Source organism: Streptomyces sp. NPDC047880 (genome assembly GCF_040706515.1).
Lineage (GTDB): Bacteria > Actinomycetota > Actinomycetes > Streptomycetales > Streptomycetaceae > Streptomyces.
Genome location: NZ_JBEZOK010000011.1, coordinates 19,756 through 44,009, shown reverse-complemented (window position 1 = coordinate 44,009; position 24,254 = coordinate 19,756). Strand labels below are relative to the sequence as shown.

At 71.8% G+C, this 24,254-nt stretch carries 20 protein-coding genes; 13 read left to right on the top strand and 7 right to left on the bottom strand.

What is annotated here, in order from left to right; translation table 11 throughout:
* The first annotated feature begins 35 nt into the window (after nt 1-35).
* Nucleotides 36-1,013: an acyl-ACP desaturase gene (locus AB0937_RS18420; RefSeq protein ID WP_234848674.1), complete on the top strand. Its 978-nt coding sequence runs from the start codon at nt 36-38 to the stop codon at nt 1,011-1,013.
* A gap of 145 nt (nt 1,014-1,158) precedes the next feature.
* On the opposite strand, the gene AB0937_RS18415 is transcribed toward AB0937_RS18420, so the two are convergent.
* Complete coding sequence (locus tag AB0937_RS18415; protein ID WP_366712892.1) at nt 1,159-1,404, bottom strand: WhiB family transcriptional regulator; 246 nt, start codon at nt 1,402-1,404, stop codon at nt 1,159-1,161.
* Between the two features lie 224 nt (nt 1,405-1,628).
* Here AB0937_RS18415 and AB0937_RS18410 point away from each other — a divergent pair, with 224 nt between their 5' ends.
* On the top strand, nt 1,629-2,414 hold the full coding sequence (locus AB0937_RS18410) for a VOC family protein (RefSeq protein WP_366712890.1): 786 nt from the start codon (nt 1,629-1,631) through the stop codon (nt 2,412-2,414).
* A gap of 69 nt (nt 2,415-2,483) precedes the next feature.
* Here the strand turns inward: AB0937_RS18410 and AB0937_RS18405 are convergent, their stop codons facing one another.
* Nucleotides 2,484-3,521, bottom strand: coding sequence for a LacI family DNA-binding transcriptional regulator (locus AB0937_RS18405; protein ID WP_366712889.1), 1,038 nt, complete (start codon nt 3,519-3,521; stop codon nt 2,484-2,486).
* A gap of 87 nt (nt 3,522-3,608) precedes the next feature.
* Nucleotides 3,609-4,613: a multicopper oxidase domain-containing protein gene (locus tag AB0937_RS18400; protein ID WP_366712887.1), complete on the bottom strand. Its 1,005-nt coding sequence runs from the start codon at nt 4,611-4,613 to the stop codon at nt 3,609-3,611.
* Between the two features lie 189 nt (nt 4,614-4,802).
* Between AB0937_RS18400 and AB0937_RS18395 the strand changes: the two genes are divergently transcribed.
* Together AB0937_RS18395 and AB0937_RS18390 are read left to right on the top strand one after the other, a co-directional pair.
* Nucleotides 4,803-7,283: a ThuA domain-containing protein gene (locus tag AB0937_RS18395; protein ID WP_366712885.1), complete on the top strand. Its 2,481-nt coding sequence runs from the start codon at nt 4,803-4,805 to the stop codon at nt 7,281-7,283.
* A 44-nt stretch (nt 7,284-7,327) separates the two neighbouring features.
* Nucleotides 7,328-9,475 carry a family 16 glycoside hydrolase gene (locus tag AB0937_RS18390; protein ID WP_366713124.1) on the top strand — a complete coding sequence of 716 codons (2,148 nt, stop codon included), beginning with the start codon at nt 7,328-7,330 and terminating at the stop codon, nt 9,473-9,475.
* Here the strand turns inward: AB0937_RS18390 and ligD are convergent.
* Nucleotides 9,462-10,493 carry a non-homologous end-joining DNA ligase gene (gene ligD, locus AB0937_RS18385; protein ID WP_366712884.1) on the bottom strand — a complete coding sequence of 344 codons (1,032 nt, stop codon included), beginning with the start codon at nt 10,491-10,493 and terminating at the stop codon, nt 9,462-9,464. The genes AB0937_RS18390 and ligD overlap by 14 nt on opposite strands.
* A 74-nt stretch (nt 10,494-10,567) precedes the next feature.
* Between ligD and AB0937_RS18380 the strand changes: the two genes are divergently transcribed.
* Nucleotides 10,568-11,632 carry an ATP-dependent DNA ligase gene (locus AB0937_RS18380; protein WP_366712882.1) on the top strand — a complete coding sequence of 355 codons (1,065 nt, stop codon included), beginning with the start codon at nt 10,568-10,570 and terminating at the stop codon, nt 11,630-11,632.
* 22 nt (nt 11,633-11,654) lie between these two features.
* Here the strand turns inward: AB0937_RS18380 and AB0937_RS18375 are convergent, their stop codons facing one another.
* Nucleotides 11,655-12,845: a zinc-dependent alcohol dehydrogenase gene (locus AB0937_RS18375; protein ID WP_366712881.1), complete on the bottom strand. Its 1,191-nt coding sequence runs from the start codon at nt 12,843-12,845 to the stop codon at nt 11,655-11,657.
* A 205-nt stretch (nt 12,846-13,050) separates the two neighbouring features.
* Here AB0937_RS18375 and AB0937_RS18370 point away from each other — a divergent pair, with 205 nt between their 5' ends.
* On the top strand, nt 13,051-14,013 hold the full coding sequence (locus AB0937_RS18370) for a DUF3048 domain-containing protein (protein ID WP_366713122.1): 963 nt from the start codon (nt 13,051-13,053) through the stop codon (nt 14,011-14,013).
* Nucleotides 14,014-14,040: 27 nt separating this feature from the next.
* Here the strand turns inward: AB0937_RS18370 and AB0937_RS18365 are convergent, their stop codons facing one another.
* Nucleotides 14,041-14,505 (bottom strand): MarR family transcriptional regulator, encoded by a 465-nt coding sequence (locus AB0937_RS18365; RefSeq protein ID WP_366712879.1) that lies wholly within the window; start codon nt 14,503-14,505, stop codon nt 14,041-14,043.
* Nucleotides 14,506-14,711: 206 nt separating this feature from the next.
* On the opposite strand from AB0937_RS18365, the gene AB0937_RS18360 reads away from it, so the two are divergent.
* The 7 genes from AB0937_RS18360 (at nt 14,712) to pcaD (ending at nt 21,213) form a co-directional block, all read left to right on the top strand.
* The gene (locus tag AB0937_RS18360; RefSeq protein ID WP_366712878.1) at nt 14,712-15,467 is read left to right on the top strand and encodes a CoA transferase subunit A; all 756 of its coding nucleotides are present in this window, start codon (nt 14,712-14,714) and stop codon (nt 15,465-15,467) included.
* A complete protein-coding gene (locus AB0937_RS18355) occupies nt 15,467-16,111 on the top strand; it encodes a CoA transferase subunit B (RefSeq protein ID WP_366712876.1) in 645 nt (214 codons plus the stop codon). The genes AB0937_RS18360 and AB0937_RS18355 overlap by 1 nt, the downstream gene beginning before the upstream one ends.
* Nucleotides 16,108-17,310, top strand: a complete 1,203-nt coding sequence (locus AB0937_RS18350) for a thiolase family protein (protein WP_366712874.1) — start codon at nt 16,108-16,110, stop codon at nt 17,308-17,310. Before AB0937_RS18355 ends, AB0937_RS18350 begins: the two co-directional genes overlap by 4 nt.
* A 110-nt stretch (nt 17,311-17,420) precedes the next feature.
* Nucleotides 17,421-18,194: a protocatechuate 3,4-dioxygenase subunit beta gene (gene pcaH, locus AB0937_RS18345; RefSeq protein WP_366712873.1), complete on the top strand. Its 774-nt coding sequence runs from the start codon at nt 17,421-17,423 to the stop codon at nt 18,192-18,194.
* A gap of 6 nt (nt 18,195-18,200) precedes the next feature.
* Complete coding sequence (gene pcaG, locus AB0937_RS18340) at nt 18,201-18,806, top strand: protocatechuate 3,4-dioxygenase subunit alpha (protein WP_366712871.1); 606 nt, start codon at nt 18,201-18,203, stop codon at nt 18,804-18,806.
* Complete coding sequence (pcaB, locus tag AB0937_RS18335; protein ID WP_366712869.1) at nt 18,803-20,098, top strand: 3-carboxy-cis,cis-muconate cycloisomerase; 1,296 nt, start codon at nt 18,803-18,805, stop codon at nt 20,096-20,098. Before pcaG ends, pcaB begins: the two co-directional genes overlap by 4 nt.
* On the top strand, nt 20,095-21,213 hold the full coding sequence (pcaD, locus tag AB0937_RS18330) for a 3-oxoadipate enol-lactonase (protein WP_366712868.1): 1,119 nt from the start codon (nt 20,095-20,097) through the stop codon (nt 21,211-21,213). Before pcaB ends, pcaD begins: the two co-directional genes overlap by 4 nt.
* Nucleotides 21,214-21,308: 95 nt before the next feature.
* Here the strand turns inward: pcaD and AB0937_RS18325 are convergent, their stop codons facing one another.
* A complete protein-coding gene (locus tag AB0937_RS18325; RefSeq protein WP_366712866.1) occupies nt 21,309-23,993 on the bottom strand; it encodes an AAA family ATPase in 2,685 nt (894 codons plus the stop codon).
* Nucleotides 23,994-24,254: the final 261 nt, after the last annotated feature.

Sequence of the window (24,254 nt, the reverse complement as noted above, 5' to 3'; positions counted from 1 at the left end):
GCTCACCGCTCGTACGCTTGTCCCCTGGAGAGTCCATGACGATCACCACTCCCCACCTCGGCAGCCCGGCCGGCGCCTGGACCGACGCTCAGCTGCTGTACGCCCTGGAGGAAGTGGTCGAGAAGGAACTCAACCGGCATCTGAAGGTCGCCAAGGACTGGATGCCGCACGAGTACGTGCCGTGGACCGACGGTCGCAACTTCCCCGGCCTCTTCGAGGACGGCCAGGCCTGGGAGAAGGAGCAGTCCAAGGTCACCGAGATCGGCCGCATCGCGCTCGTCGTCAACCTTCTGACCGAGGACAACCTGCCCAGCTACCACCACGAGATCGCCTCGCTGTTCGGCCGCGACGGTGCCTGGGGCACCTGGGTGCACCGCTGGACCGCGGAGGAGGGCCGGCACGGCATCGTGATGCGCGACTACCTGCTCACCTCGCGCGCGGTGGACCCGGACAAGCTGGAGGAGTTCCGGATGTCCCACATGAGTGAGGGCTTCGAGTCGGACAACCGGCACTCGATGCTGCACTCGGTCGCCTACGTGGCCTTCCAGGAGCTCGCGACCCGCGTCTCGCACCGCAACACCGGCCACCAGTCCGGGGACCCGGTCTGCGACCGCATGCTGGCGCGCATCGCCACCGACGAGAACCTGCACATGGTCTTCTACCGGAACCTGCTGAAGGCGGCCTTCGAGCTGGCGCCCGACCTGACGATGATGGCGGTGCGCGACGTCATCGTGAACTTCCGGATGCCCGGCCACGGCATGCCCGGCTTCGAGCGGGCCGCCGCGCAGATGGCGATCGGCGAGATCTACAACATGCGCATCCACCACGACGACGTGCTCCAGCCGGTCCTGCGCTTCCTGAAGATCATGGAGATCGACGGCCTGGGCCCCGAGGGCCGCAAGGCGCAGGAGGAACTCGGTCTGTTCATGGGCGGTCTGGACGCCGAGGCGTCGAAGTTCGACGAGAAGCTGGCGGCCCGCAAGGCCCGCATGGCGGCCCGGGCCGGCGCCTGACGCCCGCCCGCACACGAAAACCGGGCCCCGGCCGCCACGAGCGGCCGGGGCCCGCTGCCGTATCGGCGGCGGGCGGCACAGGAGCCCGCGGCGGCGCCGGTCCGCTCAGCAGGGCCGGCGCGTCGTCCCCGGCCCGTGGCTGCGGCTACCGCGGAACCCGCCGCAACTGAAGCCGTTCCTTCTCCGAGAGACCGCCCCAGACGCCGAAGCGCTCGTCGTTGTCCAGCGCGTACGCCAGGCAGGCCGCGCGGATCGGGCACATACCGCAGATCCGCTTCGCCTCCCGCACCGAACTGCCCGGCTCGGGGAAGAAGAAGTCCGCCCCCGTCTGCGCGCACAACGCCTCTTGCTGCCATTCGAGTTCGGGCGAGGTGATGGTGTCGATGTGCATGACCGAGAGCGTCGCGGGCGGCGAAAAACATTCGATCAACGCGGGATCAACACCGCGTTCACGGACCTCCCGGCCGCTCGATGATCGCCCGCCGGACAGGACGGCGCACGGCGGCGCGCGGAGACCTCCGCAACGCGTTCCGGCGGCGCTCCGGCGGCGTTCGTCACCGGGCGGTGCCAGACTCGGCAGTGCAGACGACGGGCCCCTGTGCGAGGAGGGCGACGATGCTCACCACCCGGTACGTCACCGGTGCGCCGAACTGGATCGATGTCGGCACCCCCGACATCGACGGCGCCGCCGCCTTCTACGGAGCACTGTTCGGCTGGCGGTTCCAGCCGGGCGGCCCGGAGGTCGGAGGGTACGGCCTGTTCCAGCTCGGCGGCAGGACAGTCGCCGGAGGCATGCAGACCACGCCGGAGCAGGGCCCGCCCTCCTGGACGGTGTACTTCCAGTCGCCGGACGCGGACGCCACGGCGCGGGCGGCCGAGCAGGCGCGCGGTGCGGTGACGGTGCAGCCGATGGACGTCCAGGACCTGGGCCGGATGGCGATCCTCGCCGACCGGGCCGGGGTGACCTTCGGCCTGTGGCAGCCGGGCCGCAACAAGGGTCTTGAGGTCGTCCAGGAGCACGGCTCGCTGTGCTGGGTCGAGCTGTACACGGCGGACGTCCCGGCCGCGGCGGCCTTCTACCACTCCGTGCTGGGTCTGGAGACCTTCGGCGCCGACTTCGCCGGCGGTGCGTACACCACGTTCAACCCCGCCGGGCAGAGCGAGGACGCCATGTTCGGCGGGGTCGTGCCCCTGGCCGACGACCCGGCGGAGGACGAGGCGCACTGGCTGCCGTACTTCGAGGTCGCCGACACGGATGCCACGCTCGCCAGGGCCGCGGAGCTGGGCGGCACGGTCCGCCTCCCGGCCACCGACGTGCCCTCCGTCGGCCGCCTCGCCAAACTCGCCGACCCCTACGGCGCCCGCTTCGCGGTGATCCACAGCGCACCGCGGCAGGGCTGAGGCCGGCCGGCGCACACCGTCAGGGGCGTCCCGGGCGCCGCGCGGCAGGCGCCACTTTCACGACGGGTCCTAGGCCGATCCGCGTCGCACCAGCGTCGTCGGCAATACGACGCTGGACGGGGACACCCCGACGCCCTCCCGCGGGGCGTCCCGGTCGAGGCCGCGCAGCAGCAGGCGGGCCATCAGACGGCCCATCTCCTCGATGTCCTGACGCACCGTCGTCAGCGGCGGGTCGGTCTGTTCGGCGACAGGCCGCATGTCGTCGAAGCCGATCACGGCCACGTCGTCGGGGACGCGGCGGCCCGCTGCGCGCAGGACGCGCAGCGCGCCGGAGGCCATGAGGTCGTTGGCGGCGAACACCGCGTCCACGTCCGGGCACCGGTCGAGCAGCTCGCGCATCGCCCGTTCGCCGCCGGCCGGGGTGAAGTCGGACTCGGCGATCAGCCGTGGGTCGGCGTCCACCATGACGTCCCGGTAGCCGTCGAGGCGGTCCGCGGCGGAGGTCTGGTCGAGGGCGCCGGTGATGTGCGCGATGCGGGTGCGGCCGAGACCGGCGAGGTGACGGACAGCGTCACGGGCGCCGCCGCGGTTGTCGCTGTCGACGTAGACGACGTCACGCCGGTCGCCGCTCCAGCCGGGCCGGCCGCCGAAGACCGTGGGGACACCGGCCCGCTGCGTCAGTTCCGGCAGCGGGTCGTCGAGGTGCAGGGAGAAGACGAGGGCGCCGTCGACGTGCCCGCCGGCGAGGTATCGGCCGACCCGCGCGTGGTCGTCCCGGCCCTCCGTGAGCAGCAGCACGAGCTGGTTGTCGTGGGCGGTGAGCTCCTTGCTGATACCCCGCAGCTGGAGGGCGAAGAACGGGTCGGCGAAGACCCGGGTCTCCGGTTCGGCGACGACGACCGCGACCGCGTCGTGCCGTCGGGTCACCAGGGAGCGGGCGGCCTGGTTGGGCACGTACCCCAGTTCCTCCACGGCCTTTCGGACCCGCTCCACCAGGACGTCGCGCACGCCGTCCCCGCCGTTGACCACACGGGAGACGGTGGCCCGCGAGACCCCGGCCCGGGCGGCCACGGCCTCCAGCGTGGGACGCGGCGCTGTGTCGGTCACTTCGGGGCTCCTCACCTGCGGCTGCCGCTCAGGATAGCCCCGGTTCGCAGCGTGGTGAGAGCGCTCTCGCGTGCCGGGGAGCGCCCCTCAGTGCTCGTGACCGCCGCCCGCCGGTTCCTCCCCGTGTTCGTGACCCGCCGGTTCCTCCCCGTGCTCGTGCGGGTCGTACCCCGGGATGGTCCCGTCCGGCTTCTTCACCAGGAACAGTCCCACCATTCCCATGTCGGAGTGGCTCTGCACGTGGCAGTGGTACATCCAGGCGCCGGCGCCGACCCCCTCCCCCGCGATCACCTGGAAGCCGAAGGAGTCGGCAGGACCCGTGATCTTGTTGTCGATGACCTGGCTGGGGTCCTCGGGGCCGGTCAGCAGGCCGGTGCGGTTGTCCGCCCAGCGGTGACCGTGCATGTGGAACGTGTGGTAGAACTCGCCGTGCGTGATCACGACGAACTCGACGCGGTCGCCCACCGTGGCCTCGAAGTTCGGCCCCGAGTGCGGCGGCTTGTTGTTGATCCGCATGTCGTTGAAGACGACCGTGTGGGTCCGGTCGGGCAGGACGTCGCCCTTGCGGCGGACGATGACGGGGCCGAACAGGCCTTTCTGCAGCCCCACCGTGCCGTGCTCGGTGCCGACGACGTGGTCGTGATAGTGCCAGAAGCCCGCGCTGCCCGAGCGCCAGGTGCCGTCCTTGCGGCGGCCCGGGGCGTGGGTGCGCCAGGTGTAGGTGCGGGTGCCGCCCGGCTCGACATGACTGCGGTTCAGTTTCGTGCCGTCGCTGGTGATCTCGTAGTCGAGGCCGTGCACGTGCAGGCTGACCGCCACGTCCATGGTGTTCTCGAACTCGACGTGCAGCGTGTCGCCTTCGTTGAGTTCGATCAGCGGGCCCGGGATGCTCGCCCTGCCCTTCTCCAGGCCGTAGCCCATCTGCCCGTCGGGCAGCTTCTCGGCGTACAGCTTGATGCGCCTCACCTCGCCCCCGGCGGGCGCCGTCTTCGCCGGTCCGGCGGCGCTCACGGCCTCCGATGCCACGGACAACGACGTCGCGACGGCCGCGCCGCCCAGCAGGACCCGCCGGTTGAAGCTGCGTCTGTCCATGCGGAACTCCCCACCTTGGTAAGGCATTTACGGAGGCGTACCTGTGATGAACCTGTGAGACGGTACCGGCCGCGCTCCCGTTTATCCACACTCAAGACAAAGGTGGCGTCATTCCGGTCATAGGTATTGGCGAGACACGCAAAGGGGTTTAGCTTCCTTGGCGGTGTTGCTGTGACCGAGGAGGTGCCCATGCACTTACGAGGGTTGAGCACGAGAAGACGGGTGTGGGCGGCGTCCGTGGCCGCCGGGGTCGTGACCGCCGGGCTGCTGTCGGGCCCCGCCGCGAACGCGCGCCCGTTCCCCGAACCCCCGCTGACAACGATGTCGATCAAGTCGCCGCCGGGCGGCGCGAACGTACGGGTGCTGATCTTCCACGGTTCCGCGGCGGCCGGGGAGGAGTCACCGGTGGTGAACGCGGGGATCGAGGCCATCGAGGACATCGGTCTCACGGGCCCGGCGAACCGCCGCTTCAAGGTGCAGGCCACCGACGACGCCTCGGTCTTCACCGACGAGACGCGGCTCGGCCGCTTCAACGCGATCGTCTTCCTGACCGGCGGGGGCGATGTCCTCGACGCGGAGCAGGAGGCGGGCCTGGAGGCCTATATGGAGGCCGGCGGCGGGTTCGTCGGCATCCATGACGCGGCGCGCGCGGAGCCGTACTCGGACTGGTTCACCGGACTGGTGGGCGCACGTCCGGCCGCGCCGGGCACGACGGCCGTCCAGCGGGCGACGGTGGAGGTCGGCGACCGCAGGCATCCCGCCACCAAGAGCCTGCCGCTGCAGTGGAAACGCCCGGACCGGTGGCTGAACTGGGTGAAGAACCCCTCCGGGGACGTGCACACGGTGGCCCGGGTCCGCGAGTCGACGTACCAGCCGGGCACGGGCTCCAACGGCTGGGACCATCCGGTGAGCTGGTGCCGTGACTACGACGGCGGCCGCTCCTTCTACACGGGCATGGGCGGGACGGTGTCGTCGTACGACGAGACCGACTTCCGCGACCATCTGCGCGGTGCCCTGATGTGGACGACCCGGCTGGAGCAGGCCGACTGCAAGGCGGCCATCAACGCCAACTACGCGGCGGAGCGGCTGACCAAGCCCAACCAGCCGGGGCAGAACGACCAGATCGGCGAGCCGCACGGGATGGTCACCGCGCCCGACGGCCGGGTGTTCTACATCGGCCGGGGCGGCGCGGACTCCTCGCAGCCCGTGATCACCGACTGGAACAACCCCGACATCGGCAAGGGCAAGGGCGAGATCCACGTCTACGACCCGAAGACCAAGCAGGTCACCCTGGCCGGGGCACTCACCGTCTTCGGCAACAAGGGCGGCGGCGACGAGCTGGTCAAGGTCGAGGAGGGGCTGCTCGGCATCGAGCTGGACCCCGGGTTCGCGCAGAACGGCTGGGTGTACCTGCACTACACGCCGCACGAGCGGATCAACCGCGAGACGCGGATGGCGGAGCGGCGGGTCTCCCGGTTCACGCTCGACCGGGCCACGAACAGGCTGGACCTCTCCAGTGAGAAGGTGTTGCTGAAGTGGCCGGTGCAGATCCACAGTTGCTGCCACGCGGGCGGCGGGATGGCCTGGGACTCCAAGGGCAACCTGTACATCGCCACCGGTGACAACAACTCCAGCGGCTTCAGCTCCGGTTACTCGGGCAACAACCCGGAGCCGAACTACAAGGGCGTCTCCTTCGCGGACGCACGCCGCACCGCCGGCAACACCAACAACCTCAACGGCAAGATCCTGCGCATCCACCCGGAGCCTGACGGGACGTACACCCTCCCGGAGGGCAACCTCTTCACCGGCAAGGAACCCGACGAGGGCGGCGGCAAGACGCGCGGTGAGATCTATGTGATGGGCGTCCGCAACCCGGCGCGCATCTCCGTCGACCCGTCGACCGACGTGCTCTACGCGGGCTGGGTCGGACCGGACGCGAGCGCGCCCTCGGCGACCTGGGGTCCGGCGAAGTACGACACGTTCGCCGCCATCACCAAGGCGGGCAACCGGGGCTGGCCGTACTGCATGGGCAACAAGCAGCCCTACCGCGACCGCGGTCTGCCGGACCCGTCCAAGCCGCTGGGCTGGTACGACTGCGACCACCCGAAGAACGAGTCGCCGAACAACGACGGGCTGGTCAACCTGCCGCCGGTGACCGGCAACAACATCTGGTACTCGCCGTCGGGCGGAGCGCCGGACTATCCGCGCGACGCGAACGGTGTCCCGTCGTACAAGCCGGCGGAGGCCACGTACCGGCTGCCCTGGCTGAAGGGCGGCGGGCAAGCCGCGATGAACGGGCCGGTCTACCGGTACGACAGAGTCGCGGCCGACAGTGCCGTGAAGTGGCCCGCGTACTGGGACGGCAAGTGGTTCGTCGGTGACTTCTACGACGCCGACCAGCCGCGCAACGCGGTGCTCATGGACCCGAAGACGCAAGGAGACGGCGGTCTGCCGGTGCACGCGGAGTCGCTGAAGAAGATCGTTCCGGTCGGCAACGACGGCATCAAGAACCTGATGGACTGGAAGTTCGGTCCGGACGGTGCGCTGTACGTCCTCGACTACGGGCGCGGCTTCTTCACCTCCGACTCCAAGTCTGCGCTGTGGCGGGTCACCTACAAGGGCGGCGGGCCCACCCCGGCCGCCGGCCGGCTGGCGAGGGGGACCGAGTGATCCGGCGACGAAGAGTCTGGGCCGCCCTGCTGGCCGCCCTGCTGATGATGCTCGGTGTGCAGGCGCTGCCCGCCGCGGGGCAGCCAGAGACCGAGGCGGCCGCCGACCAGGTGCTCACCTGGACGGCGGGCAACGACATCGACAAGTACCTCTCGGCACCGAAGACCGCGGTCGCCGGTACCGCCACGATCGTCTTCGAGAACAGCGCGGCCACCGGCAACACGACAGGCATGCCGCACACGCTGACGTTCGTGACCAGCGACCCCGAGTTCAACAGCGACGTGCAGCTCAACATCCTGGCCAACCCGAACGACGCCCAGGGCGGCAAGCACACCGCCCAGGTGACGCTCACGCCCGGCCGGTACTTCTACCACTGCACGATCCCCGGCCACGGCCAGATGCAGGGCATCCTCACCGTGACCGAGGGCACCGGCGAGGACACGACGGCGCCCGAGGCGTCGGCGCACGTGAGCGGCACGCAGAACGCGCAGGGTGAGTACGTCGGCTCGGCGAGCGTGGCCCTGCACGCCACCGACGAGGGCGGCTCCGGCGTCGAGCGGATCGAGTACGCGATCGGCGACGCGGGTGCCTGGCAGCCGTACACGGCGCCGGTCGTCGTCGACCAGGTCGGCAGCCACACGGTCCGCTACCGCGCGTTCGACAAGGCGGGGAACGTCTCCGCCGAGAAGAGAGCCACGTTCACGGTCGTCGCTCCCCAGTCGGACGACACCACCGCGCCGGAGACCTCGGCGACGGTGAGCGGTGAGCGCGACGCCGGCGGGGCGTACATCGACATGGCGACCGTCACCGTCTCCGTCTCGGACACCGGCTCCGGGGTCAACACGATCGAGTACGCCGTCGGGTCGGGCGCCTGGCAGCCGTATCCCGGGCCGGTGATGATCCACCAGGTGGGTGAGCACACCGTGCGCTACCGGGCCACCGACAAGGCGGGCAACGTGGCGGCGGAGAAGAGCGTGACGTTCACGGTCGTCGCGGCGCCGCCGCAGGACACCACCCCGCCGGTGACGGGCGTGACCGTGGAGGGCACGAGGAACGCGAGCGGCGCGTACGTCAACAGCGCCCGGGTGACCGTCACAGCGACGGACGCGCACGGCTCGGGCGTCGAGCGGATCGAGTACTCGCTCGACGGCGGCCCGTACCTGACGTACTCGGTGCCGGTGGTGGTCGACCGGGCGGGCGCGCACACCGTGGCCTACCGTGCGACGGACAAGGCCGGCAACACCGCCGCGGCCCGCACGGTGACCTTCACGGTCGTCTCCGGGCAGGTCCCGGCGCCGGACTGCCCGGAGTACGACGAGCGGCTGACGGTGATCGTCGGCACGGTCGACTCGGGCGTGCGCAACCGGGTCACGGACAACCGGTGCCGGATCGGCGAGCTGATCGAGGACGAGAAGGAGTGGACGTCCCAGGCGCTGTTCCTCAAGCATGTGAACTCCGTGCTGGACGCGCTTCTGAAGGACGGGGTGATCGACGAGCGGGAGTCCAAGGCGATCCGCAAGGCCGCCCGGCAGTCGGGCATCGGCAAGCCTGGACAGACCGAGGGCTACCGGGCGCTCTTCGACGGCACGGCGGCGTCCCTGGCCAAGTGGCAGCAGGTGGGCGGCGGTTCGTTCGGGCTGAATCCCGACGGGTCGATCACCTCCAGCACGACCACACCGGGCATGGGCATGCTGTGGTTCCCGCAGCGCACGTACGGCGACTTCTCGCTGAAGCTCCAGTGGCGTGACGACGCCCCGGGCACCGGCAACGCCAACTCCGGTGTGTTCGTGCGCTTCCCGTGGGTCCACGACCACCCTGAGGAGTCCCGCCCCGAGTGGGTCGCCATCAAGTACGGGCACGAGGTGCAGGTGCTCGACCGGCCCGACGGCGACATGTACAAGACGGGCTCGGTCTACGGGTTCGACCGCGTCGGCCTCGCCGGTGCCGGTGTCACGCAGAAGGGCACCTGGAACGACTACGAGATCCGGGTGCAGGGCCAGCACTACTCGGTGTTCCGCAACGGCGTGCTGATCAACGAGTTCGACAACACCGGGGGCCAGGAGTTCAGCCCGCCGCGCTCGGACGACCCGGGCACGGACGGGCGGCGGTTCGCCTCCGGCTACATCGGTCTCCAGGTGCACGGCACGACCGACGTGGTCTCGTACCGCGACATCCGCATCAAGGAGCTGTAGGAGGTTCCTTCTCCTTGCGGGCCCTGCTCGGCTGTACCCGCCTGGGCTCTCCCGGCATCTTCGGATACTCGGGCGGGTACGGCAGGTCGCCCAGTCCGTGGTCGTGTTCGTCGCGGCGGGCGAGGTCGAGCAGGGCCTCAAGGGAGTAGCGCTTGTCGTCCATGTCCGCGTGCACGTCGCCGAGTTCGGCGAAGCGCGCGGGCATCGTCGCGAGGTCGAAGTCCTGGGGGTGCGCGACCCCGACCTCCTCCCAGCGCAGGGGGGCGGAGACGGGAGCGTGCGGGCGGGGACGGACCGAGTAGGCGGAGGCGATCGTGCGGTCGCGTGCCGTCTGGTTGTAGTCCAGGAAGATGCGCTCGCCCCGCTCCTCCTTCCACCATTTGATGGTCACGTGCTCGGGCATCCGCCGTTCCATCTCCCGGCCGACGGCGATGGCGGCGCGCCGCACCTGGGTGAAGGTCCAGCGCGGCTCGATGGGCACGAAGACGTGCAGGCCCCGGCCCCCCGAGGTCTTGGGGAAGCCCCGCAGGCCGCCGAACTCGTCGAGCACCGCCCGCAGTTCGTGGGCGGCGCGGGCGGCGTCGTCGTAGTCGGTGCCGGGCTGCGGGTCGAGGTCGATGCGGAGCTCGTCCGGGTGGTCGACGTCGTCGCGGCGTACCGGCCAGGGGTGGAAGGTGAGGGTGCCGAACTGGGCGGCCCACACCACCGCTCCGGCCTCGGTGGGGCACATCTCGTCGGCGCTGCGGCCGCTGGGGAAGGTGATGTGGGCGGTCGGGATCCAGTCGGGCATGTTCTTCGGCGCCCGCTTCTGGAAGAAGTTCTCGCCGCCCACACCCTCGGGATAGCGCTCCAGGGTGGTCGGCCGGTCGCGCAGGGCGCGCAGGATGCCGGGGCCGACGGCGATGTAGTAGCGGGCGAGGTCCAGCTTGGTGAAGCCGCGCTCCGGGAAGAACATCTTGTCCGGGCTGGACAGCCGAACGGTCCGGCCGCCCACCTCCAGTTCCACCGCGTCACCCATGCTGGACACGGTAGGCGTAGCCCTCACACCTCGCATATCGGGCGGACCGGGGTGCACCAGAGCAGAATCGACCCATGGATCTGCCGGTGATGCCCCCTGTCCTGCCGATGCTCGCCAAGTCGGTGGCGGCGATCCCCGAGGGCATGCAGTACGAGGCGAAGTGGGACGGCTTCCGGGCGATCGTGTTCCGCGACGGGGACGAGGTCGAGCTGGGCAGCCGTACCGGGAAACCCTTGACCAGGTACTTTCCCGAGCTGGTGACGGCCGTGCGGGAGAGGCTGCCCGAGCGGTGCGTGGTGGACGGGGAGATCGTGATCGCGCGCGAGGGGCACCTGGACTTCGACGCGCTAACGGAGCGGATCCACCCGGCGGACTCCCGGGTGCGGACGCTGGCGGAGCGGACGCCGGCCTCGCTGGTCGTGTTCGATCTGCTCGCACTGGGCGACGCGTCGCTGATGGACGCGCCGCTGACCGAGCGGCGGGAGCGGCTGACCGAAGCGCTGTCCGGGGTGCGGTCACCGGTTCACCTGGCACCGGCGACCACCGACATCGAGGTGGCGCGGCAGTGGTTCGAGGAGTACGAGGGGGCCGGTCTCGACGGTGTCGTCGCCAAGCCGCCGGCCGTGCGCTACCGGCCGGACGAGCGCGCCATGTTCAAGGTCAAGCACGAGCGGACGGCGGACGTCGTGGTCGCCGGGTACCGCCTGCACAAGAGCGGCCCCGTCGTGGGGTCGCTGCTGCTCGGCCTGTACGACGAGCGGGGCACCCTCCAGCACGTGGGAGTGTCAGCCGCCTTCACGATGAAACGGCGCGCCGAACTCGTGGAGGAGCTGGAGCCGCTGCGCCTGGACGACGTGACGGGGCACCCGTGGGCGGCCTGGGCGGACGAGACCGCCCACGAGAAGTCCCGGCTGCCCGGGGCACCGAGTCGCTGGTCGGGACGGAAGGACCTGTCATGGGTGCCGCTCCGGCCGGACCGGGTGGCCGAGGTCGCGTACGACCACATGGAGAACGGGCAGCGCTTCCGGCACACGGCCCGTTTCCGCCGGTGGCGCCCGGACCGGACTCCCGAGAGCTGCACCTACGCGCAGCTGGAGGAGCCGGTCCGCTACGACCTCGCGCAGATCCTGGGCACCTAGCGGCGCCGAGGACCCGGGCGCCTCACGGTTGCATGACGACCTTCACCGCGCCGTCCTGCTTGCGCTGGAACATCTCGTACGCGTGGGGGGCCTCCGACAGCGGCACCCGGTGGGTGGCGAAGTCGTCCACGCCGAGAGGATCCTCGTCGGTCAGGTAGGGGATGATGTCGTCGGTCCAGCGGCGGACGTTGGCCTGGCCCATCCGCATCTGGATCTGCTTGTCGAACAGGGTGAGCAGCGGCAGCGGATCCGCCATGCCGCCGTAGACGCCGGACAGCGAGATGGTGCCGCCGCGGCGCACCAGTTCGATCGCGGTGTGGAGCGCGGCGAGACGGTCGACGCTGAAGCGCTCGGCGATCGGGCCGCCCAGCTTGCGGGGGAGGATCGCCGCGGCGTTCTGCACCATGCGTGCGGCGGCGCTGCCGTGCGCCTCGGTGCCGACCGCGTCGATCACGGCGTCGGGGCCGCGGCCGCCGGTCCGGTCGCGGATCGCTTCGACGAGTTCCTTCTCGTCGTCGAAGGACCTCAGGTCGAAGGTCTCCACACCGCGTGCCTTGGCCCGGCGCAACCGGTCCGGGACCAGGTCCACGCCGAACACCTGGTCCGCGCCCTGGACCCGGGCGACGCGGCAGGCCATGTCGCCGATGGGGCCGAGACCGAGCACGGCGACGCTGCCGCCCTTCGGGATGTCGGCGTAGGCGACCGCCTGCCAGGCGGTGGGCAGGACGTCGGAGAGGTAGAGGAAACGGTCGTCGGCCGGGCCCTCGGGGACCTTGATCGGGCCGAACTGCGCCTGCGGGACGCGCAGGTACTCGGCCTGGGCGCCCGGCACCGCGCCGTACAGGCGGGTGTAGCCGAAGAGGGCGGCACCCATGCCCTCGCCCCGCACCTGGGTGGTCTCGCACTGGGTGGGCAGGCCGGTCAGGCACATCCAGCAGTTGCCGCAGGCGATCTGGAACGGGACCACGACCCTGTCCCCCACCTGGAGGTCCGGGACGCCCGCACCGACCTCCTCGACGATGCCCATGGGTTCATGACCGAGGATGTCGCCCGGGGTCATGAACGGGGTGAGCACTTCGTACAGGTGCAGGTCGGATCCGCACAGCCCCGTGGAGGTGATGCGGATGATCGCGTCCGTCGGCTCCTGGATCGTCGGATCGGGCACGTTCTCCACCCGGACGTCCCGCTTGCCCTGCCAGGTCACTGCCCTCATCGCCTCGCGCTCCCTCCGTCAGCGTGCGCGTCGGTCGTACGGCGACGTCCGGGTACCCGGACGCCCCGCGCTGAACCTTGAGCCGATCGGCGGACGCGGCGAAGACACCTCTCCGCCTGGAACGATCGACTATGGCCATCAATGTTCAGATAAGCGCACAATCAAGGCACGTCGAAGACAACGGGGCGCGGTGGCGACGGTGAGCATGAGACGAGGGGCGCGCGGACGGCGCGCGAGGGCGGCGGCGCTGCTGACCGCCACGGTGACGACCGCCCTGGTGGCGGGATGCACCGGCGGGAGCGGACCGGGCGACGACGGTCGTGGAGCACCGAAGGACTCGAAGTACGGCACGTCCCCCTCCGCACTCGTCGTCAAGATCGACAACGCCGCCGCGGCCCGCCCGCACACGGGCGTCGACGCCGCGGACGTGGTCTACGCGGAGCAGGTCGAGGGCGGACTGAGCCGGCTGATCGCGGTGTACGCCACCCGGCTGCCGAAGACGATCGGGCCGGTGCGCAGCGCTCGCGAGTCGGATCTGGAGCTGCTGCGCCAGTTCGACCGGCCCACGCTCGCCTTCTCCGGGGCCCAGAAGAAGCTGCTGCCGCTGATCGACAAGGCGCCACTGAAGGCGGAGACGCCGGGCAACGCCGCCGATGCCTACTTCCGCGGCCCCGGCAGGCCCGCCCCGCACAACCTCTATCTGACGCCCGGGCGCATCGTGCCCGAGACCCCGGGCGAGGCGGCCCTGACCACCGGTTTCCACTACGGGGCGGCACCCGCCGGCGGCATGGCCACGGCGTCCCGGACCGTGCGCTACCCGGCGGCCAGCTTCAGCTTCACCTGGTCGGACGCCCGTGACCGCTGGCTGGTCGGCATGGACGGCACACCCGCGACGACGGCCGACGGCGAGCGGATGACGACCGGGACGGTCGTCGTGCAGTACGTGAAGGTGCGCGCGTCGGCCTTCCGGGACTTCCTCGGCAACAACACGCCGTACACCGAGACGGTCGGCTCGGGGAAGGCGCAGGTGCTGCGCGACGGGCGGGCCTGGGATGTGGACTGGAAGCGGGAGAAGGCCACGGACGGCACCTCGTTCACCACCGGCGACGGCACTCCGGTGAACTTCGCCGAGGGCCAGGTGTGGGTGGTGTTCGCCGAGGCACCCTGACCGGCCCCACCCGGTCGTACTGTCGCATCAGCGGGGCGTCACCACGGGCTCCCCGGGATTGCGGAGCCCCTCGGCCGCGTCGGCGACCCGCCGAATGAGGTCGAAGAACACCGTCCGCTCGTCGGCGGTCAGCGGGGCGAGTAACACCTGGTTCATCCGGGCGGTGCGCACGGTCAGCCTTCGGTGCGTGCGCACCCCCTCGTCGGTGATGCGCAGCAGCGAGCGGCGGCCGTCCTGGGGGTCACGCACCTTGTCGAGCAGGCCGCGCCGGCTCAGCCGGCTGATCACCTCGGCGATGGTGGACCGGTCGAGTCCCACCCGCTCCCCCACCGTGCGCTGGTCCAGGCCGGGCTCGGCCACGAGAGTGTTGAGGACCGCGTACTGGGGGGAGGTGATCTCCTCCGAGACCATCGCGTTCCACAGCAGGTAGTGCGCCTGCTGGAGCCGCCGGGCCAGGTGCCCGGGGTGGGTGGTGAGGTCCGCGGCCGCCATGGACACTCCTCGCTCGATTCGTTGGTGCACTGAACAATACTCACCGCACGGACCGCTGTCTGCCGGTCGCGCAGCGGTTCATCGCCTTATCTGCTGAGGCCTTGACGTCCCTTCGTTCGCGGTGACAGCGTGAGAGGCAGCTCGCAGAAATACTCAGTGCCCTGATTAATTCGATCGGGTCGCTTGGACGAGATGGGGCTTCTCGGATGGACAAGGTGGTCGCCACGGCCCTGGAGGCGGTGGCCGACGTGCCGGACGGCGCGTCGCTCGCGGTGGGCGGTTTCGGGCTGAGCGGTGTGCCGAACGTGCTGATCGAGGCGCTGTACGAGCGCGGCGTGGCCGGGCTGGCGGTGGTGTCCAACAACTGCGGGGCGATGGAGTCGGGCCTGGCGGTGCTGCTGGCCGCCGGCCGGATCGCCCGGGTCACGGGTTCCTACATCGGCGCCAACAAGGAGTTCGCGCGCCAGTACCTGGCCGGGGAGCTGGAGGTCGAGCTCATCCCGCAGGGCACGCTGGCCGAGCGGCTGCGGGCCGGCGGCGCCGGGATCCCCGCCTTCTACACCCCGGCCGGTGTCGGCACGCAGGTCGCCGACGGCGGACTGCCCTGGCGCTACGACGGCCGGGGCGGGGTCGCGCTCGCCTCACCGCCGAAGGAGGTCCGGGAGTTCGACGGCACCGAGTACGTGCTGGAGCGGGGCATCCGCACCGACTTCGCCCTGGTGAGGGCCGCGTGCGGCGACCGGCACGGCAACCTCGTCTTCAACAGGTCCTCCCGGAACTTCAACCCCCTGGCGGCGATGGCCGGGAAGGTCACGATCGCCGAGGTCGAGGAGCTGGTGGAGCCCGGCGAGATCGATCCGGACGCGGTGCACCTGCCCGGCATCTTCGTGCAGCGGGTGCTCGCGCTCACCCCGGAGCAGGCGGCGGACAAGAAGATCGAGCAGCGGACGGTGAGGTCCTGATGGCCTGGACACGCGAGGAGATGGCGGCCCGGGCGGCGCGGGAGCTGCGGGACGGCCAGTACGTCAATCTCGGCATCGGCCTGCCCACGCTCATCCCGAACTTCCTCCCCGAGGGCGTGGAGGTCGTCCTCGAATCGGAGAACGGCATCCTGGGCACCGGCCCCTACCCCACCGAGGACGCCGTCGACCCGGACCTGATCAACGCCGGGAAGGAGACGGTGACGGTCCTGCCGGGCGCCTCCTTCTTCGACTCGGCGCTGTCCTTCTCGATGATCCGGGGCGGGCACATCGACGTGGCGGTGCTCGGTGCCATGCAGGTGTCCGAGCGGGGCGACCTGGCCAACTGGGCCGTCCCCGGCAAGCTGGTCACCGGCATCGGCGGGGCGATGGACCTGGTGCACGGGGCCCGTACGGTCGTCGTCGTCATGACGCACACCGCCAAGGACGGCTCGCCGAAGATCCTCACCGAGTGCTCCCTGCCGCTGACCGGCAAGGAGTGCGTGAACCGGATCATCACCGACCTCGGCGTCCTGGACGTCACCGATGGCGGGCTCGTACTGGTGGAGACGGCGCCGGGGGTCACCGCCGCGGAGATCGTCGCCCGGACCGACGCCGAACTGACCGTGCCGGAGGGCCTGAAATGAAGGACGTCTACATCGTCGACGCGGTCCGCACGCCGATCGGCCGCTACAACGGGGGCCTCTCGAGCGTGCGCCCGGACGACCTGGCCGCGCATGCCGTCCGCGAACTCCTGTCCCGTACACCGCGGTTGGATCCGGCCCGGATCGAGGACGTGTACTTCGGCAACGCGAACGGGGCCGGAGAGGAGAACCGCAACGTGGGCCGGATGGCCGCGCTGCTCGCGGGCCTCCCCACGTCCGTTCCCGGCGTGACGGTCAACCGGTTGTGCGCGTCCGGCCTGGAGGCCGTGATCCAGGCGGCCCGGGCCATCGCACTCGGCGACGCGTCCATCGCACTGGCCGGGGGCGTCGAGTCGATGACCCGGGCGCCGTACGTGCTGCCGAAGAGCGACAGACCCTTCCCGGCCGGGCACACCGAGCTGTATTCGACGACGCTCGGCTGGCGGATGGTCAACCCGCGGATGGAACCGCAGTGGACGATCCCGCTGGGCGAGTCGGCCGAACTCATCGCGGACCAGCACGGGATCGGCCGCGAACAGCAGGACGAGTTCGCGCTGCGCAGCCATGAGAAGGCGGCGCGGGCGCAGTCCGAGGGCCTGTTCGACGCCGAACTGGCGTCCGTGGCGATTTCGCAGCGCAAGGGCGAGCCGGTGCTCTTCGCCGCCGACGAGTGCGTACGGCCGGATGCCTCCCTGGCGGCGATGGCCAAGCTGAAGCCGTCCTTCCGCCAGGAAGGCGGCACGGTGACGGCGGGCAACGCGTCACCGCTGAACGACGGTGCGGCGGCGCTGCTGCTCGTCGACGAGGAGGGACTGAGGGCGACGGGCCGCGAGCCGCTGGCCCGCGTCAGCGCGACGGGCGTCTCCGCCACCGACCCGAACTACTTCGGGCTCGCGCCCGTGGAGGCGGTCAACCGGGCGTTGGCCAAGGCGGGCAGAGGGTTCGACGACCTGTCCGTGCTGGAGCTGAACGAGGCGTTCGCCGCGCAGGTGCTGGGGTGTGTGGCCGAGTGGCCCGCGTTCGATCCCGCGATCCTCAATCCGCAGGGCGGCGCGATCGCCCTGGGCCATCCGCTGGGGGCGTCCGGGGCGCGGCTCGCCGGGACGGTGGCCCATCAGCTGGCCCGGCGTGGCGGTGGTGTGGGTGTGGCCACGCTGTGTATCGGGGTGGGGCAGGGGCTCGCCCTCGTCCTGGAACGCTGAGCGATGCGCGCGGCTGCGGGCCGTGCGCGGCCGGTCGCGCAGTTCCCCGCTCCCCTCCGGGGCACGCCCCCTCTGTCGACGACAACCGGAAGAACCTTTCAGGGACCCCCATGACTCTCACTCAGCACGACATCGACCAGGAGATCGCGGCCGAGCGGGCCGCGTACGAGAAGCGGCTCGCCGGCGGAGGGCCCGTCGAGCACCAGCCGCGCCGCGACTACGCGCCGTACCGGTCCTCGGTGCTGCGGCACCCCAAGCGGCCGCCGGTCACCATCGACGTCAGCAAGGACCCCGAGCTGGTGGAGCTGTCCTCCCCCGCCTTCGGGGAACGGGACGTCACCGAGATCGACAACGACCTCACCCGGCAGCACGACGGCGAACCGATCGGCGAGCGCATCACCGTCTCCGGACGGCTGCTGGACCGTGACGGCCGCCCCGTGCGCGGCCAGCTCGTGGAGATCTGGCAGGCCAACTCGGCGGGCCGCTACGCCCACCAGCGCGAGCAGCACGACGCCCCACTGGACCCCAACTTCACCGGCGTGGGCCGCACCCTCACCGACGACGACGGCCACTACCGCTTCACCACCGTCCAGCCGGGCCCCTACCCCTGGCGCCAGCACGTCAACGCCTGGCGGCCGGCGCACATCCACTTCTCGCTCTTCGGCACGGCGTTCACCCAGCGGCTCGTGACGCAGATGTACTTCCCGGGCGACCCGCTGTTCCCCCACGACCCGATCATCCAGTCCGTGACGGACGACGCGGCCCGGCAGCGGCTGGTCGCGACGTACGACCACAGCCTGTCGGTGCCGGAGTTCTCGATGGGCTACCACTGGGACATCGTGCTGGACGGCCCGCGGGCCACCTGGATCGAAGAAGGGCGCTGACCGGCCATGACGAAGATCGACACCAGCCGGCCCGACCGTGTGCTGCCCACCCCGTCGCACACCGTCGGCCCGTTCTACGGTCACGCCCTGCCGTTCCGCGGCGGCGAGGACATCGCGCCCCTCGGGCATCCGGACACCGTCACCGTGCACGGTCACGTCACCGACGGCGAGGGCAGCCCGCTGCCGGACGCCCTGATCGAGCTGTGGGGCCCGGACCCCGACGGCAACCTGCCGACGGCCGACGGCTCGATGCGGCGTGACGCGGCCTCCGGGGGTTTCCTCGGGCGCAACGGCGTGGAGTTCACGGGCTGGGGACGCATCCAGACCGACGCGAACGGCCACTGGTACGCGCGCACTCTGCGGCCCGGTGCGCGGGGGCGCAACGCCCCGTACCTCAGCGTGTGCGTGTTCGCCCGAGGGCTGCTCGTGCACCTGTACACCCGCATCTACCTGCCGGACGACGCGGCGGTGCTCGCGGCCGACCCGCTGCTTGCCTCGCTGGCGGACGCCCGCCGCGACACGCTGATCGCGACGGAGGAGGGGAACGGCACGTACCGTTTCGACATCCGCCTTCAGGGCGAAGGCGAGACGGTCTTCCTGGAGTTCACGTGACGGCGCACCCCGGTGACACCGGTCTGCTCGCCCCCGGCTGGGCCGGCTCGGCGGCCTCCTCGGCCACCGGCGACGAGGCGTACCTGCGGGCCCTGCTCGACGCGGAGGCCGCGCTGACCCGCGCCCAGGCCGCGACCGGGTTCGCCCCGGCCGAGGCGGCGACGGCGGTGACCGAGGCGGCCGGTGCCGCCGCCTTCGACGTCCGCTCCCTCGCCGAGCGCGCCCGGGCGGGCGGCAACCCCGTCATCCCCCTGGTCGCGGAGCTGACGCAGGCCGTGGGTGAGGCGTACGGCTCCTACGTCCACCGCGGCGCGACCAGCCAGGACATCATGGACACGGCGACGATGCTGGTCGCCGCACGCACCCTGGACGTGGTGCTCGCCGACCTCGGGCGTACCGAGCAGGCGCTGGCCCGGCTGGCCGCCGAGCACCGCGAGACGGCGATGCCGGGGCGGACCCTCACCCAGCACGCGGTACCGACCACGTTCGGGCTGAAGGCGGCCGGGTGGCGGTCGCTGGTGCTGGACGCGCGGGACCGGGTGCGGGCCGTCCGGGAGTCGCTGCCCGCCCAACTCGGCGGCGCGGCAGGAACGCTGGCGGCCTTCGGGGCGTACGGCGCGAGCGATCCGGCCGGGCTGCCGGAGGCGTACGCCAGGGAACTCGGCCTGCGGGCACCCGGCCTGCCCTGGCACACCCTGCGGACGCCGGTCGCCGACCTCGCCGGCGGTCTGGCCTTCACGGCGGGTGCGCTCGGCAAGCTCGCCGTGGACGTGCTCACCCTGTCGCGTACCGAGATCGCCGAGCTCGCGGAGGGCAGCGGCGGGGGTTCATCCGCCATGCCGCACAAGTCCAACCCGGTACGGTCCACGCTGATCGCCTCCGCCGCGCGGCGGGCGCCCCAGCTCGCGGCGACCCTGTACGGGGCGATGGCCGCGGAGGACGAACGCCCGGCCGGGGCCTGGCACGCCGAGTGGGAACCGCTGCGGGATCTGCTGCGGCTGGTCGGCGGGGCCGCGCGGGACGCGGCCGAACTGGCGCAGGGGCTACGGGTCAGACCGGAGGTCATGCGTGCACACCTGGACCTCACCCACGGGTTGATCGTCTCCGAACGGCTGTCCGCCGAGCTGGCCCCGGTACTGGGCCGTGCCCGCGCCAAGGAGCTCCTCACGCGGCTGGCCTCCGCAGGACAACCGCTGTCCGAGGCACCCGAGTTGGCCGGGGTGGATCTCGATCCGGCTCATTACACGGGCTCTGCCGGAGCCCTCACCGACCGTGCTCTGGAGCGACGTTGACACTCCTGAACCACCATGCGGAAGGACCCGCCTCCGCTCCCCCGCTGTTGCTCGGCCCCTCGCTCGGCACGTCGTACGCCCTGTGGGACGACGTGGCACCCGAACTGTCGCTCACCCACCGGGTGGTGCGCTGGGACCTGCCCGGGCACGGCGGTTCGGCGGCGGGCCTCATCCAGGCCGGCGCGACGGTCGGTGACCTGGCCGGGCTGGTGCTGGCGCTCGCCGACTCGCTCGGCGTCGAGCGGTTCGCGTACGCGGGTGTGTCGCTGGGCGGGGCCGTGGGGCTGCATCTCGCGGTGCACCATCCGCAGCGGCTGTCATCACTCGCCGTGATCTGTTCGTCGGCGCACTTCAACGGTTCCAAGCCCTGGCAGGAGCGGGCCGCGCTGGTGCGGCGGGAGGGGCTGTCCGGACTGGCGGACGACGCGGGGGCACGCTGGTTCGCCGGCGACTTCACCGTGCCCCGCCTGGTCCGGGACCACCGGGACGCCGCCCCGCAGGCCTACGCCGCCTGCTGTGACGCGCTCGCCGCGTTCGACCTGCGGGACCGGCTCACGGAGATCACCGTGCCGACCCTGCTGGTCGCCGGCCGGGAGGATCCCGCGACCCCGCCCGCGCACCTGCGGGAGATCGCCGACGCCGTGCCGGGCGCGACGCTCGTGGAGCTGCCGGGCGCCTCCCACCTGGCGCCCGCGCAGTGCCCGGAGGCGGTGCTGACCGCCCTGCGCACCCACTTCGGTCAGGGCGCCCGGCGGGGCATGGCCGTACGGCGCGAAGTGCTCGGCGACGCGCACGTCGACCGGGCCCAGGCCCGCCAGACACCGTTCACAGCGCGCTTCCAGGACTTCATCTCGCGCTACGCGTGGGGCGAGATCTGGACCGACCCCACCCTGTCGCGCCGCGAACGCAGCATGATCACCCTCACCGCGCTGGTCGCGCACGGCCACGACGACGAGCTGGCCATGCATGTCCGCGCGGCCCGCCGCAACGGTCTCACCCGGGAGGAGATCGGCGCGGTGCTGCTGCAGACGGCGGTGTACTGCGGTGTGCCGGCGGCGAACTCGGCGTTCGCGACGGCCCAGCGGGTGCTGGCCGAGGAGGACGGCACCTCGTGAGCGCCGGGGGGCGGGACCGCGGGGCCAGGCGGTGACCGGCGCCACGCGGGCGGACCGGAGCCGGGCGCCCGCCGGCCGGTTGCTCCGCGTGCGCGTCAGGCCGGGCCGACACCGGTCCTGAGCGCGGCCCGCGCCCGCTCCGCCAATCCGTCGGCGCCGCACGAGACCGCCAGGTCGAGGCCGCGGTGCAGGTCGGCGGCCGAGCGGGCGGCGATGCCGAACTCGATGCGGGCGGCCGCGTGTTCGTACTGGCAGGGCGAGGCTTCCAGATAGGTGACGGCCTGGCCGTAGAGCCGGACCGCCCGCTGCCCCGTCTCCAGGTCGGCGGCGCAGCGCAGGGCTTCTCCTATCGCGGTGTCGGTGCCGAAGCGCTCGGCCTGGCGGCGTACGTCGACGGCGAGCCGGCCGGCCCGCGCCGGGTCCTTGGTGCGGAGGGCCCGGGCGAGGTCGGCCGCCCAGGGGACGAGCACCGGGTTGTGGTGGCCGCGGGCCGCCGCCGCCTTCTCCGCGGCCTCCAGCTCGTTGATGCCGTCCTTGGTGCGGCCGACGGCCAGCAGCAGCCGGCCGCGCACGGATCGCGGGTCGGGCAGGACGATGGTGGACGGGTAGGGCGGTGCGAAGCCGTGCCGTTCGGCGACGTCCCAGGCCTGTTCGACCTGGCCGCGGGCGAGCAGGGTGTCGACCAGGCTGCAGGTCGCGGACCAGTACAGGGGCAGGCCGCGGCCGACGCGCTCGGCGAGGCGCAGCGCCTCGCGCAGGGACGCCTCCGCCTCCTTCAGCCGGCCCCGCCTGCGGTGGCCGATCCCGACGTAGGCGTGGGCCAGGGCGAGGTGGCCGCCGCTCCAGCCGGCCGTCTCGTAGGCGCGCAGCGCTTCGTTGTAGAGGGTCTCGGCGCGGTCGAGGCGGTCGGTGAAGCCGTACGCGTTGGCCAGCATCAGCAGCAGTTCGATGCCCCACTCGGTGTCGGTCCAGCCGAGTCCCGGGGCGAGCCGGCCGTTGACGAGGGCGCGGTCGCACAGTTCGACGACCTCCTCGGCGTTCTCGCCGTGCATCAGGGCGTCGAAGCCGCGCAGGATGAGCAGGGCGCGTTCGGAGTTGTCCCGGCCGGTGCAGGTGCTCGCGAGGTCGGCGAGCCGCTGGGAGCGGCCGGGTGAGGTGGCCTCGCCCGCGTGGATGCCCTCCCACATGAAGTGCACGGCCTGCAGCCGCATCCGGGCGGGTCCCGGCTGGAGCCGGGCGGCCTCCGCCTCGACCGTGCGGACCGCTTCCTCCAGCTGATTGTTGTGCAGGAGTGCCTGGGAGAGCCGGAAGACGGCGTCCACCCGCTGGTCGCCGTCGAGGCCGGGCATGCCGAGCGCGGTCCGCAGATGACCGATGGTGCGGGCGGGAGCGGTGAGGAAGGTGGCCTCGGCCAGTTCGTAGAGGACGTGCGGGTGGGACTCGGGCCGCGGTGGTTCCTTCAGGGCACGCTCCAGGCAGCGGCGGGCCGCGTCGGGGGCGCCGACGGCGAGGTGCTCGCGGGCGGCCTCGCGCAGTTGCCCGACGAGTTCCTCGTCGTCGTCCGGGTGGACCTCCAAGAGGTGACGGGCGGCGGCCGCGGCGCCGTGCCCCTCGTCGGAGACGATCCGGGCGGCGATGCCGTGCATGGCGGTGCGCAGGGCGTCGGGGATGGAGTTGTAGACGGCGGTCGCGATCAGCGGGTGGACGAACTCCAGGTCGCCGTCGGCGCTGCGGCCGGTCGCGGGGTCGGGCGCGGTGAGGATGCGGGCGGTGCGCAGCAGTTCGGCGCAGCGGCGGGCGTCGTCCGGCCGCAGGGTGGCGAGTTTGGCGACCAGGCCGACGGAGATGCCGGTGCCGAGGATGGCGGCGGCCCAGGCGAACCGGGTGGCGTCGATGCCGAGTTCCTCCAGGCGGGCGACGAGTCCGCCGCCGCGGGCGGAGCGGTTCAGTTCCCGCAGTTCGCCGGCCCGGGCCTCGACCGGTTCGAACTCGCTGTCCTGCACCTTGGCGAGGAGTTCGACGGTTTCGTAGGGGTTGCCGGCGGTGACGGCCCAGACCTCGCGGCAGAAGGCGGCGTCGGCGTGTTCGCCCAGGGTGGCGCGGGTGAGTCCTGCGGTGGCGTCCGGGGTGAGGGCGCTCAGGGTGGTGGCGGGGCCGTCCGCGGCGGCGGCGACGGCGTCGAGGTGGCGGGCGCTCGCGCCGGCGACTTCCTCGGAGCGGCGGGTGACGACGACCAGGACGGACATCTCGTCGAGGCGCTCGGCGAGTCCCGCGAGCCAGTGCAGGGTCTCGTGGTCCGCCCAGTGGGCGTCGTCGATCAGCAGCACCAGCGGCCAGTCCCGGCGGGCGAGCCGGCGTACGGCCGCGACCAGGCCGTCGCACACGCCCTGCGGGTCGGCCTGCCGGTCCCCGGGGTCCGCGATGCCGAGGGCGGGGCCGGCGATGTCGTACCAGTCGCCGAGGTACTCGCGGGCCTCCTCGGGCAGCATCGACACCAGCGCCGGCTGCAGCAACTGCCGTACCACGTTGAAGGGGACCGACCTGAGGGTCTCGCCGCCGCGCGCCGACCAGACCGTGCAGCCGCGCGCCTCGGCGATGCGGCGGGTTTCGGCCAGCAGCGCGGTCTTGCCGAGTCCGGCCTCGCCGCGGAAGACCAGCAGTCCGCCGGACGAGGAACGGTCCGCGCACAGGCTGTCGACCGCCCGCTCGACGGCGGCGACCTCCTCGTCGCGCTCCCACAGGGAAGCCGAGGCGGCGGCCGTGGGCCGTACCTCCGTCATCCCGCTACCTCCCCAAGTCGCCCGAACGACGTACAGATGTCGAGCGTAGCCGTCCGATTGCCCGAATGGAGGGTGGTCGGAGCACCTCTTGCCGTGACGGGTGACACCGGGTGCAGCGGGGCGACGCACTTGTTCCGTCACCAGCCGTCCTGAGGTCAACGACGAGCAAAGCAACGGGAGATGACGTTCTTTCAGCAGTGCCGGGAGCACGAGTCCGACGTCCACGGCTGCTGGTCGGCGATCACCGAAGCACGGTTCGTC